This is a genomic window from Kitasatospora sp. NPDC127060 (assembly GCF_042724935.1).
GTDB lineage: Bacteria > Actinomycetota > Actinomycetes > Streptomycetales > Streptomycetaceae > Kitasatospora.
Genome location: NZ_JBHXEG010000008.1, coordinates 16,514 through 30,805 on the forward strand (window position 1 = coordinate 16,514; position 14,292 = coordinate 30,805).

General features: G+C 74.7%; 13 protein-coding genes. 7 read left to right on the plus strand and 6 right to left on the minus strand.

Translation table 11 applies throughout. The annotated features are described in order from the left end of the window. Positions 1–93: 93 nt before the first annotated feature. Both ACFWIS_RS07060 and ACFWIS_RS07065 read left to right on the plus strand, forming a co-directional pair. Positions 94–636, plus strand: coding sequence for a GNAT family N-acetyltransferase (locus ACFWIS_RS07060; RefSeq protein ID WP_380451468.1), 543 nt, complete (start codon positions 94–96; stop codon positions 634–636). A gap of 67 nt (positions 637–703) precedes the next feature. Further along, positions 704–1,621, plus strand: coding sequence for a DUF6891 domain-containing protein (locus ACFWIS_RS07065; protein ID WP_380451470.1), 918 nt, complete (start codon positions 704–706; stop codon positions 1,619–1,621). Between the two features lie 49 nt (positions 1,622–1,670). Here ACFWIS_RS07065 and ACFWIS_RS07070 read toward each other — a convergent pair whose 3' ends face one another. Further along, a complete protein-coding gene (locus ACFWIS_RS07070) occupies positions 1,671–2,582 on the minus strand; it encodes a diacylglycerol kinase (RefSeq protein ID WP_380451472.1) in 912 nt (303 codons plus the stop codon). Beyond that, positions 2,579–4,201 (minus strand): FAD-binding oxidoreductase, encoded by a 1,623-nt coding sequence (locus ACFWIS_RS07075; RefSeq protein ID WP_380451474.1) that lies wholly within the window; start codon positions 4,199–4,201, stop codon positions 2,579–2,581. Before ACFWIS_RS07075 ends, ACFWIS_RS07070 begins: the two co-directional genes overlap by 4 nt. 20 nt (positions 4,202–4,221) lie before the next feature. Between ACFWIS_RS07075 and ACFWIS_RS07080 the strand changes: the two genes are divergently transcribed. Then, the gene (locus tag ACFWIS_RS07080; RefSeq protein WP_380451476.1) at positions 4,222–4,905 is read left to right on the plus strand and encodes a TetR/AcrR family transcriptional regulator; all 684 of its coding nucleotides are present in this window, start codon (positions 4,222–4,224) and stop codon (positions 4,903–4,905) included. Beyond that, positions 4,902–6,458: a glycerol-3-phosphate dehydrogenase/oxidase gene (locus tag ACFWIS_RS07085; protein ID WP_380451478.1), complete on the plus strand. Its 1,557-nt coding sequence runs from the start codon at positions 4,902–4,904 to the stop codon at positions 6,456–6,458. The genes ACFWIS_RS07080 and ACFWIS_RS07085 overlap by 4 nt, the downstream gene beginning before the upstream one ends. Before the next feature lie 41 nt (positions 6,459–6,499). Here the strand turns inward: ACFWIS_RS07085 and ACFWIS_RS07090 are convergent, their stop codons facing one another. Beyond that, the gene (locus ACFWIS_RS07090) at positions 6,500–6,793 is read right to left on the minus strand and encodes a hypothetical protein (RefSeq protein ID WP_380451480.1); all 294 of its coding nucleotides are present in this window, start codon (positions 6,791–6,793) and stop codon (positions 6,500–6,502) included. A 246-nt stretch (positions 6,794–7,039) separates the two neighbouring features. On the opposite strand from ACFWIS_RS07090, the gene ACFWIS_RS07095 reads away from it, so the two are divergent. Next, positions 7,040–7,615, plus strand: a complete 576-nt coding sequence (locus ACFWIS_RS07095; protein ID WP_380451482.1) for a TerD family protein — start codon at positions 7,040–7,042, stop codon at positions 7,613–7,615. 34 nt (positions 7,616–7,649) lie between these two features. Here the strand turns inward: ACFWIS_RS07095 and ACFWIS_RS07100 are convergent, their stop codons facing one another. Beyond that, entirely contained in the window at positions 7,650–8,933 is a 1,284-nt protein-coding gene (locus ACFWIS_RS07100) for an FAD-dependent monooxygenase (RefSeq protein ID WP_380451484.1), read from the minus strand. Between the two features lie 270 nt (positions 8,934–9,203). On the opposite strand from ACFWIS_RS07100, the gene ACFWIS_RS07105 reads away from it, so the two are divergent. Together ACFWIS_RS07105 and ACFWIS_RS07110 are read left to right on the plus strand one after the other, a co-directional pair. Next, the gene (locus ACFWIS_RS07105) at positions 9,204–11,246 is read left to right on the plus strand and encodes an FAD-dependent oxidoreductase (protein ID WP_380451486.1); all 2,043 of its coding nucleotides are present in this window, start codon (positions 9,204–9,206) and stop codon (positions 11,244–11,246) included. A gap of 187 nt (positions 11,247–11,433) precedes the next feature. Continuing rightward, complete coding sequence (locus tag ACFWIS_RS07110) at positions 11,434–12,183, plus strand: hypothetical protein (protein WP_380451488.1); 750 nt, start codon at positions 11,434–11,436, stop codon at positions 12,181–12,183. A gap of 65 nt (positions 12,184–12,248) precedes the next feature. Here ACFWIS_RS07110 and ACFWIS_RS07115 read toward each other — a convergent pair whose 3' ends face one another. After that, positions 12,249–12,662: a DUF2690 domain-containing protein gene (locus tag ACFWIS_RS07115; RefSeq protein ID WP_380451490.1), complete on the minus strand. Its 414-nt coding sequence runs from the start codon at positions 12,660–12,662 to the stop codon at positions 12,249–12,251. A gap of 175 nt (positions 12,663–12,837) precedes the next feature. Beyond that, positions 12,838–14,055 (minus strand): acetylhydrolase, encoded by a 1,218-nt coding sequence (locus ACFWIS_RS07120; protein WP_380451492.1) that lies wholly within the window; start codon positions 14,053–14,055, stop codon positions 12,838–12,840. Positions 14,056–14,292: the final 237 nt, after the last annotated feature.

Consider the following 14,292-nt stretch of genomic DNA (forward strand, 5'->3'; position numbering starts at 1 on the left):
TGTGACGGTCGTGGGCCGCGCCGGCTGCCCGTACCCGCACGCCCGCCCGGAATCCCGCTTGTCCGGGCGGGCGGGGTGCCGTTGAGTGGGGGCATGAACGAACTGCGCACCGACCGCCTGCTGATCCGCCGCTGGCGGGACTCCGACCTCGCCCCCTGGGCCGCGATGAACGCCGACCCGGAGGTCCGCGAACACCTCGGCGGCCCGCTCACCCGCGAGCGGAGCGACGCCTCGGTGGCGCGGTACGAGGCGGTCATCGAGCGGCGCGGGTACGGCTGGCTGGCCGTCGAGGTGCGGGAGAGCGGCGAGTTCGTCGGCTTCGCGGGCCTGGACGACGTCGAGGAGCAGGCCCCGGTCGCGGGCGTGGAGATCGGCTGGCGGCTGGCCCGGTCGGCCTGGGGCCACGGCTACGCGACCGAGGCCGCCCGCGCCCTCCTCGGGTACGGCTTCGGCACGCTCGCCCTCCCCGAGGTCCTCGCCCTCACCACTGCGGGCAACCTGCGCTCCCAGGCCGTGATGCGCCGCCTCGGGATGACCCACGACCCCGCCGACGACTTCGAGGACCCCGACGTACCGGAGGGGCCGCTCCGGCACACCGTGGTCTACCGGCTGCGGGCCGGGTCGTACGTCGGCTAGGGGCCCGGTCCGGCAGGACCTTGCCCGCGCCGTCCGGATTGTCGGTGGGCTGTGCGAGGGTGACGTCATGCTGGCGATCACGGTGCAGACGAACGACGCGCGGCACCTCAGGGTGACCGCGGACGAACTGGCGGGGTTGGTCCGGCGCATCGGCGCCGGGGCCGACACCTTCCTCGTCGTGCAGCGGATACCGGACCTGCCGGACGTGTACATCCAGGTCTGGCACAAGGCCGGCGGCGACTACACCTTGGAGCACCGCGACGGCTCCGCCGCGCGGCACTTCGAGGTGCGGGTGGACGGTCCGGAGACGGTGCTCACGGCGATGACGGCCTGGGCACGGCAGGAGCCGGGCTGGGGTGACGCCCTGGCGTGGGAGCGGCTGGACTTCGGCCCGGCCGCCGAGCCGGTGCCCGCGCCGGTGCTGGAGCCCGAGGAACGGCAGCAGCTGGAGGAGCAGCTGCGGCTGACCCTCGCCTGCGGCTACACCGACCGCGCCGGGCTCGCCGAGCACGCCGAGGAGTACCTGGTCTCCGGCGAGCGCCGCCCGCTCTCCCCGGCCCAGGCCGAGCAACTCGCCGACCGGCTCTGGCTGGAGCGGATCGGCGAGCAGAGCGGCTGGATCGGCGAGACCGACCCGGAACGCCTCGCCCGCGCGTTCGCCGCTCTGGAGGCGGCCGGCATCACCGCTCGGGAGGACTTCACCTGCTGCCGCTCCTGCGGGGAGGCGGAGATCGGCGCGGCCGGGCGGCCGGAGGCCCGGGGCTTCGTCTACTTCCACTCCCAGTGCACCGAGTCGGCCGCCGCCGGCCACGGCCTGTCCCTGCTCTACGGCGGCTTCGACGGCTCCCCGGCGACCACCACGGCCATCGGCGAGGAGGTGGTCACCGCCCTGGCGGCCGTCGGCCTCCCGACGCTCTGGAGCGGCGACCCCTCCGACGCGATCGAGATACGCCCCCTGCTCTGGCGCCGCCGCCTGGTCGGCTGAGCCAGGGAGCCAGGGAGCCAGGGTGCCGGGGAGCCAGGGAGCCGGGGGGTCAGGGCACCAGCAGCCGGAGGGCCTCGCGGTGGACCGCCACGTCGACGGGGAGGGCGGTGATGAACTCGCCGTCCGCGTAGGCGGTGATGCCGGGGGACTCGATCCGCAGCGACTCGGTGCGCAAGGTGGTGACCTCCGGGTGGGTGGTGTGGGTGCCCTTGAAGAGGGTGGGGAAGAAGCGGGCGATCCGCAGCCGGGGCATGGCGTCGACGAGGGTGACGTCCAGCAGTCCGTCGTCGGGCAGGGCGGCCGGGCAGATCAGCATGCCGCCGCCGTAGCTGCGGGTGTTGCCGACGGCGGCGAGGGTGAGGTCGCGTTCGATGACGGTGCCGTCGGCGAGGGTGAGCCGGAACGGCAGCGGGCGCAGGTTGGCGAACTCGGCGAGGATGGCGAGGTTGTAGCGCATCCGGCCGCGGGGCCAGCGCAGCCGGTTGGCGCGGTCGCTGACCAGCGAGTCGAAGCCGCTGGCGAGGACGGAGCCGTACCAGCGGACGGCGCCGTCCGGGCCGGTGATCCGGCCGAGGTCGACGCCGCGGGTGCGGCCGGCGGCGATGACCTCGGCGGCGGCCTCGGGGGAGTCGATCGGCAGGCCGTACTCGCGGGCGTGGTCGTTGCCGGTGCCGGCCGGGATCAGGCCGAGCGGGACGGCCGTGCCGGCGAGGGCCTGGAGGGCCAGGTTGACCATGCCGTCGCCGCCGACCACGACCACCGCGTCGGCCCCGCCGGCCGCCGCCTCGCGGGCGAGGCGGACGGCGTCGTCGGCGGACTGCCCGGCCTGCGGCTCGACCTCGACGCCGAGGGCGCGCAGCCGGGCGACGGCCCGGTGGGCGGCGGGTTCGGCGTGGCCGATGCCCGCCGCCGGGTTGGTGAGAACGGTGACCCTGCGGATGACGGTTCTCGGGCCGGTCACGGGATCAGCTTCCCGGGGTTGAGGATGCCCGCCGGGTCGAGTTCGGCCTTGACGGCGCGCAGGATGCGCACGCCGAGGTCGCCGATCTCCTCGGTCATCCAGGGCCGGTGGTCGGCGCCGACGGCGTGGTGGTGGCTGATGGTGCCGCCGCTGCGCACGATGGCGTCGCCGGCGGCCCGCTTGGCGGCGCCCCACCGGGTGAGCGGGTCCTCGCCGAGGGCGGCGACGACGGTGAAGTAGAGCGAGGCGCCGGTCGGGTAGACGTGCGAGATGTGGCAGAGCACGAGCGCGCCGGGCAGGGCGGTGGTGAGCGCCTCGGTGACGGCGGTGCGCAGTTCGGCCAGCCGGCCCCACTCGGCCGCCGTCTCCAGGGTCTCGCACAGCGCGCCGGCGCTGAGCAGGGAGTCGCGCAGGTAGGGGGCGTTGAACCGGCCGTGCTCCCAGGCCCGGGCGGGCGGCTCGCCGAGCGAGGTTCCGCCGGCGGCGAGCAGCACCTCGCGGGTGAGGTCGTGCCGGGCGGCGACCTGTTCGGCGGTGCCCTCGAAGACGGTGACGGCCAGGCAGCCGGTGACGGCGGGGGCGCCGCCGATCTGCTCGGTCGTGGCGAGGTTGACCATGGTCTCGGCCTCGTCGGAGAGCCGGATCACGGTCGGGCCGGTGCCCTGCTGCTCGACGGTGCGCAGCGCGGCCGTCCCGGTGGCGAAGTCGGGGAAGCTCCACGCCTCGTAGGCCTTGACGGCGGGCAGCGGGTGGACCCGCAGGCGCACGGCGGTGATCACGCCGAGGGTGCCCTCGGAGCCGAGGAACAGCTGGCGCAGGTCGGGCCCGGCGGCGGAGGCGGGGGCCCGGCCGAGGTCGAGCGTCCCGGCGGGGGTGACCACGCGCAGGCCCCGGACCATCTCGTCGAAGCGCCCGTACCCGGCCGAGTCCTGGCCCGAGGAGCGGGTGGCGGCGAAGCCGCCGATGGTGGCGTAGCGGAAGCTCTGCGGGTAGTGGCCGAGCTCCCAGCCGTGTTCGGCGAGCAGCGCCTCCGCCGCGGGGCCGGTGAGCCCGGCGCCGAGGACGGCCTCGCCGGAGGTCTCGTCGAGGGCGAGCAGCTGGTCGAGGCGGCGCAGGTCGAGCGAGATGACGGCCTGGAAGGGGCCGCGCTCGGGGTCGAGCCCGCCGACGACGCTGGTGCCGCCGCCGAACGGGACGACGGCGATCCGGCGTTCGGCGCAGACGGCGAGGACGGCGGCGATCTCGGCCTCGTCGCCGGGCAGCACGACGGCGTCGGGGGCGTCCTGGGCCTCGCGGCTGCGGCGGCGCAGCAGGTCGGGGGTGGACTTGCCGCCGGCCCGGGGCAGCCGGTCGGCGTCGGCGGCGCTGACGTGGGTCTCACCGACGGCGCCGGCCAGGGCCCTGAGGTCCTCGGCGGTGATCCGGGACGGACGCAGGACGACCTCGGCGGCGCTCGGCCCGGGGGCGGCGTCGCCGGTGACGCCGAGGGCGGCGGCGAGCAGTCCCTTGATGTCCGCGGACAGTTCCTTGGCGAGGGCCGGGTCGCCCCAGGCGTTCCACTTCATCGGGGGGAGGGGCAGGGCGGCGTCGGCCGGTCCCGCTTGCGTCTCAGGTGCCATGCGTTACAGTTTCACACATCATGTCAAGTAGTAACGCCACTGCCGGAGGGCCGGTCAAGGCTGCGAAGCCCCGCAGCACCGAGCCGCACGGCGCCGAGCGGCGAGGCGCTGAGTTCCGCAGCGCCGAGCCGCGCACCGCCGAGCCGCGCAGCACTGATGACGCGATCCTGGACGCCGCCGCCGACCTGGTCGTGCACCTCGGCGTGCGCCGCACCCAGCTGGCGGAGATCGCCCGCCGCGCCGGGGTCAGCCGTCCGACCGTCTACCGGCGCTGGCCGGACGTCCAGGCGGTGATCGGGGCGCTGCTCACCCGCGAGATCCTGGCCACCCTGGAGCGCGCCTCGCTGGAGGTGGACGGCCGGGAGGCCTTCGTGGACCGGGTGGTGGAGGTCGCCGTCCGGCTGCGCGACCACCCGGTGCTCGGCGCGCTGCTCCACTCCGACGACTCCGACCTGCTGCTCCAGTACGTCGTCGAGCGCCTCGGCGCCAGCCAGCGCGGCCTGCTGGAGGCGCTGCGCTCCGGCATCGAGCGGGGCCAGGCCGACGGCTCCGTCCGGGCCGGCGAGCCGACCGAACTGGCCGCCATGGTCCTGCTGATCGCCCAGTCCACCGTCCAGTCGCACCGCATGGTGGCCTCCTTGCTACCGGAGGCGGCCTGGCGGCGCGAACTGGCCCGAGCACTGAACGGATACCTCGCACCATGACGCCCGAGGCCGGCCCGTACGCGGGAACCGCCCAGTTGAACGCCGTCCGCCGGCTGCGCGAGCTCGACGCGCTCGCCGACGATCCGCACATCGACCTGCTGGTGATCGGCGGCGGGGTGACCGGCGCCGGGGTGGCGCTGGACGCCGCCGCGCGCGGCCTGCGGACGGTACTCGTGGAGTCCCGCGACCTCGCCTTCGGCACCAGCCGCTGGAGTTCCAAGCTGGTGCACGGCGGCCTGCGCTACCTCGCCTCCGGGCGGGTCAAGGTGGCCCGGGAGAGCGCCGTCGAGCGCGGTGTGCTGATGACCCGCACCGCCCCGCACCTGGTCCGCGCGCTGCCCCAACTGGTGCCGCTGCTGCCCGACTTGCTGCGCCCGGGGCAGGCCTCGCTGATCCGCGCGGGCTTCCACGCGGGCGACGCCCTGCGACTGAGCGCCGGCACGCCGGGCGCCCTGCTGCCCCGGATGCGCCGGATCGACGCGGCCCGGACCAGGCAACTGGCGCCGGCCGTCCGGACCGCCGGACTGCGCGGCGCCCTGGTCGCCCACGACGGCCAACTCGTCGACGACGCGCGGCTGGTGGTCGCCCTGGCGCGCACCGCCGCGCAGTACGGGGCGAGCGTGCTGACCCGGGTGCGGGCCGAGTCCGTCACCGGGACGTCGGCCCGGCTGGTCGACGCGCTGAGCGGGCAGACGCTGACCGTCACCGCGGGCGCGGTGATCAACGCCACCGGGGTGTGGGCCGGCGAGGTGGACACCTCGATCAAGCTGCGCCCCAGCCGCGGCACCCACCTGCTGGTGGACGCCGCGGCCCTGGGCCACCCGGCGGCCGCGCTCACCGTGCCGGTGCCCGGCTCCACCAGCCGCTTCGTGTTCGCGCTGCCGCAGCAGCTCGGCCGGGTCGCGATCGGCCTGACCGACGAGGACGCCCCCGGCCCCGTCCCGGACGAGCCGCAGCCCACCGAGGCCGAGCTGACCTTCCTCCTCGACACCGTCAACGCCGCCCTGGCCACCGCGCTGACCAGGGCGGACGTCCGCGGCGCCTACGCCGGGCTGCGCCCGTTGATCGACACCGGGGGCGGCAGCACCGCCGACATCTCCCGGGAGCACGCGGTGCTGGAGTCCCCGTCCGGGGTGGTCACCGTGGTCGGCGGCAAGCTCACCACCTACCGGCGGATGGCCGAGGACGCGGTGGACGCCGCCGTCCGGCTGCGCGGCCTGCCCGCCCGTACCTGCTGGACGGCCCGGCTGCCGCTGGTCGGCGCCCCCGGCCACCGGGACAGCCGCCAGCTGCCGATCCAGGGGGTGCCCGCCTCGCTGGTCGCCCGGCACGGCGGCCTGTCCCACGAGGTGCTGGCGGCGGGGGAGTCGGCGCCGGTGGCGGAGGGCATCGACGTGACCCGCGCGGAGGTCGCGTACGCGATCACCCACGAGGGCGCCCTGGACGCCGCCGACGTGCTGGACCGGCGGACCAGGATCGGGCTGGTGGCGGAGGACGCCGAGCGGGCCCGGAAGGCGGTCGAGGAGATCCTCGGGGACACCGCCGCGCGGTAGCGGGGCCACCCCGACCGCGGACGGAAGTGCGCCCGGGGGCCTCAGCGGGCGGTGCGTTCCGGCATCGGGTGCTCGGCGCCCGCGAACTCCAGCACGCAGGCCAGCGGGTGCTCCGTCCGTCCGGTCCGGTCCAGCCGGACGGCCAGCGGCCGCGGCGGCTCCTCGGGGAGCTGCCCGGACAGTGTCAGCGGGTAGCCGCCGTGGCCGTGGGTGCGGTGGAAGGCGCACTCCTTGCCGTCCACCAGCAGCTCGGTCTCGGTGATCCAGCCGGAGCGGACGTTGACGGTGACCGAGTGACCGCCCTGGTCGAGGTGGAAGCTGTACCGCTGGCGCATGGGAACCTCCCGCGGGGGCCTCGGAACGGGGACGGCCAGGGATCCACCGCCAGTGTATGAGGGCCGTACCCTCCCGGCGCCCCGGCCGGTACGGTGGCCGGTGCGCGGAGGGATCACGGCCGGGGGCGATCGGTTCCCTCCCGGGCCCCTGAGAAATTCCCGGGGCGGGGCCAGCCCGCAGGCGGATTCTCGCGATCTCTACAGTGTTGTAGATTCGTCCGCAGGGAGAGATCCGAGGAGGGCATTGTGGGAGTTTCGCTGGCCAAGGGCGGCAACGTCTCGCTGAGCAAGGAGGCGCCCGGTCTGAGCGCCGTGATCGTGGGTCTCGGCTGGGCCGTCCGCACCACCACCGGGGCCGACTACGACCTGGACGCCAGTGCGCTGCTCTGCAACGCGCTCGGCAAGGTCGTCTCGGACCAGCACTTCGTCTTCTTCAACAACCTCCGCAGTCCCGAGGGTTCGGTCGAGCACAGCGGCGACAACCTGACCGGTGGCGGCGACGGCGACGACGAGCAGATCAAGGTCGACCTGGACCGGGTGCCGGCCGACGTCGCCAAGGTGGTCTTCCCGGTGTCGATCTACGACGCCGACGCCCGGCTGCAGAACTTCGGGCAGGTCCGCAACGCCTTCATCCGGATCGTCAACCAGGCCAACGGCCAGGAGATCGCCCGCTACGACCTCACCGAGGACGCCTCCACCGAGACCGCGATGGTCTTCGGCGAGCTGTACCGCAACGGCGCCGAGTGGAAGTTCCGCGCGATAGGCCAGGGTTACGCCTCCGGTCTGCGTGGCATCGCCACCGACTACGGCGTCAACGTCTGATCCCTCCCCGAGGGTTGCGCCCGGGCGGGTCGGCTCAGCCGGCCCGCCCGGCGGCGTGTCCGGCGGCATGTCCAGAGGCGTGTCCGAGTGCGTGGCCGCCGAAGCCCGCGCCGGGGGCGAGCTGGCCCCGCCACCAGGCGTCCATCGCCGGTTCGTCCATCGCCGACCAGTCCGGCGCCGCGGTCACCTGCGCCCGGCCCAGCGTACGGCCCAGGTCCACCAACTCCAGCCCGGCGGCGGTCCGTTCACGGTCGTACGCGGCCAGCAGCGACGCCCAGGAGTCACCGCCCAGCCGCAGCCCGGCCTGCTCGAAGGCGTACGCGTCCTGTAGCGCCTTCACCGCGCCGCTGGTGTTGTGCGGGCGGACGATGGTCGCCGCGTCCCCGCCGATGAGCAGCCGTCCGGCCGTGCGGTGCGGGGTCGCCAGGTCGTAGACCGGCTGCAGCAGGGTCCGCTCGGGCGGAGTCAGCGCGATCACCCCGGCCCAGTACGGCGGCAGCTGCCGCTCGGCGAACTCCCGCATCCCGTCCAGCTGTTCGCCGGTGAGGGCGCCGGCGGCGACGGCGGTCGGGCCGTCCAGGCGCAGCCAGTCCGGGGTGGGCGCGTAGAAGACCCAGTTCACCTGGGTGCTTCCGGGGGTGAGCCCGGGGATCCGGTAGAGCACCACCTGGCCGCCGCCGTAGCAGACGGTGGCGCACTCCTCCTCCGGCCAGGCCGCGGCCCCGCCGGGCAGCCCGTCCAGCAGCGCGGAGTCGTAGCTGCCGCGCCAGCAGACGTACCCGGCGTACTCGGGCTCGGCCTGCGGGCAGACGGCGGCGCGCACCACGGAGCGGTAGCCGTCCGCACCGATCACCAGGTCGTACGGGGTGCGGGTGCCGTCGGCCTGCTCCGTCCAGGCGCCGTCCGGGTCGTCGCCGACCGCCGTCACGGTGGTGCCCAGCCGGTACTCCACCGCCGCCGGGGCCTTCTCGCGCAGGGCCTGCCAGAGCACCGCCCAGTGGTGGGAGTGGAACGGGAAGGGCTGCGCCCAGAGCAGCCGCCCGCGCCCGTACGGGCCGTCGCCCTCGCCGGCCGGCCCCCGGGTGACCCAGCGGCGCACGGTGAGCCGGTGGCGGCGGGTGTCCGGGGCGAGGTGGCCGGCGTCGACCAGTTCGGCGAAGCGGTCGTTGTGGGTGCAGATCCCCAGGCCGCGGTCCTCCAGCCGGCCCGGGCTGCGTTCCAGCACCACGACCCGCTCCGCGCCGAGCCGGGCGGCCGCCCCGGCGAAGGCGCTTCCGGCGATGCTGCCGCCGACCACGACCACCGAGCCACCCCGCACGGTCGTCCCCTCTCCCGGGTCCCTGTTGCGTGCCCTGCGTGCCCTGCGTGCCCGCGCCTCTCGGCGTGTCCGGCGTGTACGGCGCTTCTCGGCGTCCGTGCCGTCGGCGCGCGACGGCGGGTTCCGACGGGCGACGGCACGACGATACGCCGCCCGGCCGCGGTGTGCCGGGGCTTCTCCGTCGGCCCTATGCAACTAGTTGCATAGCACGTCGACCGTCGCCTACTCTGCGGTAACCATCCCCACTGGCCGCCCCCTCAGGAGACGTGGATGAGCTCGACCCCCGGCAGCAGCCGCTACCCGCACCTGCTCAGCCCGCTCGACCTGGGCTTCACCACTCTCCCCAACCGGGTGGTCATGGGCTCGATGCACGTCGGCCTGGAGGAGGCCCCCGGCGGCTACCAGCGAATGGCCGCCTTCTACGCCGAGCGCGCCCGCGGCGGCGTCGGCCTGATCGTCACCGGCGGCATCGCCCCCAACGAGGCCGGGCGCCCCTGGGAGGGCGGCGCCATGCTGACCACCGAGGCGGAGGCCGACGAGCACCGGGTGGTCACCGACGCCGTGCACGCCGCAGGCGGCAAGATCGCCCTGCAGATCCTGCACTTCGGCCGCTACGCCTACCACCGTGACCTGGTCGCCCCCAGCGCCCTCCAGGCCCCGATCAGCCCCTTCGTGCCCAACGAGCTCACCGCCGAACAGGTCGAGCAGACCATCGAGGACTTCGCCCGCTGCGCCGAACTCGCCCGCCGGGCCGGCTACGACGGCGTCGAGATCATGGGCTCCGAGGGCTACCTGATCAACGAGTTCATCGTCGCCGCCACCAACCACCGCCAGGACGAGTGGGGCGGCGACTACGAGCGGCGGACGCGCTTCCCGGTGGAGATCGTCCGCCGGGTCCGCGAGCGGGTCGGCGAGGACTTCATCATCGTCTACCGGCTCTCCATGCTCGACCTCGTCCCCGGCGGCTCCACCCTCGACGAGGTGGTCCAGCTCGCCCAGGCCGTCGAGGCCGCCGGCGCGAGCATCATCAACACCGGCATCGGCTGGCACGAGGCCCGCATCCCCACCATCGCAACCTCGGTGCCGCGCGGCGCCTTCGCCTGGGTCACCCGGCGGGTGATGGGCCGGGTCGGCATCCCGTTGGTCACCACCAACCGCATCAACACCCCCGAGATCGCCGAGCAGTTGCTCGCCGACGGCTGCGCCGACCTGGTCTCGATGGCCCGCCCGCTGCTCGCCGACGCCGACTTCGTCGCCAAGGCGCGCGAGGACCGCGCCGACGCCATCAACACCTGCATCGGCTGCAACCAGGCCTGCCTGGACCACACCTTCAACCTCCAGATCACCTCCTGCCTGGTCAACCCGCGCGCCTGCCACGAGACCGAACTCGTCCTCGCCCCCACCAAGGTGCGCAAGTCCATCGGGGTCGTCGGCGCCGGCCCGGCCGGCCTCGCCTTCGCCGTCTCCGCCGCCGAACGCGGCCACACCGTCACGCTCTACGACGCCGCCGACACCATCGGCGGCCAGCTGAACATCGCCCGGCGGATCCCCGGCAAGGAGGAGTTCACCGAGACGCTGCGCTACTACCGCACCCGGCTGGCCGAGTTGGGCGTCACCCAGCGCCTCGGCGCCGCCCTGACCGCCGAACAGCTCGCCGCGGCCGAGCACGACGAGGTCGTCCTCGCCACCGGTGTCACGCCCCGGACTCCCGCCGACATCCCCGGAATCGACCACCCCAGCGTGCTCGGCTACCTCGACGTGCTGCGCGACGGCGCGCCGGTCGGCGAGCGGGTCGCCATCCTCGGCGCGGGCGGGATCGGCTTCGACGTGGCCGAGTTCCTCACCGACCAGGGCGACCAGGCCAGCCTCAACCCGCCTGTGTTCCAGGCGAAGTGGGGCATCGACCCGGAGTACCGCGAGCGCGGCGGACTGCGCGCCCCCGAGCGGCCGAAGCCCCCGCGCAGCGTCCACCTGCTGCAGCGCAAGACCGGCAAGGTCGGCGCCGGACTCGGCAAGACCACCGGCTGGATCCACCGCACCGAACTCAAGCACCGCGGCGTGGTGATGGTCGCCGGCGCCACGTACGACCTCATCGACGACGCCGGACTGCACTACACCGTCGACGGCGAACGCCAACTGCTGCCCGTGGACACCGTGGTGCTCTGCACCGGCCAGGAACCGCGCCGCGACCTCGCGGACGCGCTGCGCGAGCGCGGCCTGTCCGTGCACGTCATCGGCGGCGCGGACGTGGCCGCCGAACTCGACGCCAAGCGGGCCATCAAGCAGGGCACCGAACTGGCCGCGGCCATCTGACGTCGGGAAGTCGGGGGGAAGTCGGGGGGCTGCCAGGCGCACCGGGGCCCGCGGCACCACGCCATGGGCCCCGCCTCTCCCGCCCGCACCCCGCTGACCTGCGAGGACGCCTGCCCGCGCGCCCCGCCCCGGCTCCGGTGGGACACTGGTTGCCTGTCCCTGCCCGACCACTCGACCGGGGGCCAGCATGTCCCTCCCGAGGCCACTCCACGCCCTCACCGCCGCGGCCCTGGTCGCGGCGGCCGCCCTGGGCCCCGCGGGCACCGCAGGTGCCGTCGGCGGCGCGGCCGTACCGCCGCTACCGTCCGCCGACCAGCTGAAGTCGGCGCTGCTCACCGCGAACGACCTCGGCCCGGGCTACACCGAGGCGCCCGCCACCCCCAGCCCCGGCCCGAGCGCCAACCCGACCCCCGTCACCGGCTGCGACGCGCTCAACGCCCTCATCAACATGCACGCCACCGCCCCCGACCCGGCTACCCCGCGCGCCGAAACCGAACTGGACGGCCCCGACGGCAACCCGATGGTCACCGAGGCCCTCGCCGCCGAGGACTCCGGCAGGCTCACCGCCGACGTCAACACCGTCGCCGACGCGCTGAAGACCTGCCACACCATCACCTTCGGCTCCGCCATCGGGGAGACGGTGACCTTCACCGTCACCCCCGTCACCCTCGGAGACCGCCCCGACGCCCCCGCCGCCCGCCTCGACGGCACCCTCGCCGGCGTCCAGCTCAACGCCTTCGTCGGCGTCGAACGCTTCGGCACCGTCGGCCTCGCCTACGGCTACTTCCAACGCCAGGGCGCCGACCCCCAGGCCGCCGCCATGCAGTACCGCAGCGCCGTCGCCAAGATCGAACGCACCCTCGGCACCACCGCCGGCAGCACCACCCCACCCACCGCCACCGCCACTGCCACCGCCACCCAGGGCACGTCGGTCTGACCACCCCGGGACACCCAGCGGCCCCCGTCGAGCACACCGCTCGACGGGGGCCGCTGCGCGGTCGATTAGTACCAGCCGGTCCGGTGGACACCGTTGCTGCCGTGGGAGCTGGCCTGCGACTGGATGCCCGCGTCGTTGTCCATCGCGGACCAGATCGCGCCGCCCGAGTACGTGAAGGTGGAGTAGTCGGCGTCCTGGCCCGCGTGGTTCTGGATCGACACGGACTCACCGGCGACCGCGTTCCTGTCCCGCGCCCAGGCGGCCCGGCAGGACGGGCTGTAGCGCAGCTCCAGCGGACCGTCGGTGGAGACGGTGATGGCGTCGTTGGCGCAGGTGGTGGTGGCCGGGTCCAGCCCGGTGCAGCTGCTCGCGTAGCAGCTGGTGGCGGCGGAGGCCGGGCCGGCCGCGAGCATCGCCCCGGACACCGCCAGGGCCAGGGTGGCGCCGATCGTGGCGGCCTTTCGGGTGATGGAACGCATGGAGTCCTCCGGGGCGGTACGGGATCGATGGATCAGCGCTCCCACTCTCGGGCTCCGAGTCACCGTCCCTCCACCGTCCCGGCTTCCCAGGGACGTCCCCCGCCCGTCCCGGGAAGCGGGGCGGCCGCACCCCCGTGGCGGCCGCCCCCCCGTACCGGCCTCCCCGTTTCCGGCCTCACGGCAGGAACTTGACCTCCGGGAACTTCGGGGACGGGCCGTCCAGGAGGGCGCCGCGGCAGTGCCGGAGGTGGCGGTCGAAGAAGGCGAGCGGGTAGGCCTGCTGGATGCGGGCCGAGCTGTCGGCGGGCAGGGTGCCGACCTGCTGCTGGATCTGCTGCTCGGGGATGCCGAGCAGCTTGCCGACCTGGGGCAGCAGGACGGCGGCGTCCTCGTAGGAGCCGTGGACGACGCCGTCGGCCTGGATGTTGAGCCGCCAGCCGCGCAGGTGGTTCCAGAAGGTGACGGCGTCCGGGTTGTGGTCGCGGCCGAACTCGGCAGTCATCATCATGAACGGCCGGTCGAGGTCGGTGACGGTGATCGCCGCCATCGGGCCGTCGATGGCGAAGCCGGCCCGGACCCGGCGGTCGGCCATGATGACGGCGGCGGTGGCCGAACCGCCCTTGGACCAGCCGAACATGCCGACGTCGAGCGGGTCGGGGGCGCCGAGCAGGCCCTCGGGGAGGGTCTTGCCGTCGACGTCGGGGTTGCGTCCGGCGGCGAGTTCCTCGACGCAGTCCAGCACGAAGCGGGCGTCGGCGGCGCAGTCGTTCGGGCCGATCCGGGGGGCGCCTTCGATCCACGGGGTGAGCACGCGGCCGTCGGGGAACTCGGTGAAGGCGTCCCAGGTGTGGTCGACGGTGACCACGACGTAGCCGTGGCTGGCGAGTTCCTGGACGATGACGGTGTTGACGGCCCGGTGGGCGTGGGCACCGTGCGAGTAGACGATGACGGGCAGCCGGTGGCCGGGGCGGTGGACGGGCGCGCCAAGGCGGGCCGCGGTGAGCGGGGCAAGGGTGAGCGGGAGCTGGTAGCCGGCGTCGTCCAGGAAGGCCTTCAGGGCGCCGTCGCTCAGCCAGGGGGCGAGCGGGAGTTCGTCGGCCTTCCGGGCCGGGTACCAGACGGCGGCCATCAGCTCGCGGTACCGGCCGGCGCCGGCGAACGGGTCCGGCCGGGAGGTGTCGCGCAGGTGCAGGGCGACGGTGCCGACGCGGTGCGGGCCGGTGGGCTCGGGCAGGGTGAACCGGCTCGGGGTGGGAGCGGGGGCCGGGGTGGGGGCGTCCGCCCGGGCGGTGGAGGCCAGGCCGAGCGGGGCGGCGGCGCCCAGGGCCACTGCGGTGCCCAGTACGCGACGGCGGGTCAGTCCGATGGGGCCGGTGAACGGCGTGGTGTCCATGGCGAGGACGCTGTCACGCGCTGCCGGACGGCGGCATCGGCCCACCGATTGATCTCCCGCCCGCCCGCATTGGCCCACGGGCTTACATCCCCGGGCTGATGCGGCGTCAGGCGTGGAAGTGCCAGGAGTGGGAAGTCGGGGGCGCCGGCCTGCCCCAAGCAGCGGTTGGCGTGGTTCGGATGGGCCCGGGGCGCGCCGGGGGGGGGGAGGAGGTTTAGAGGTACGGGGGGGGGCAGC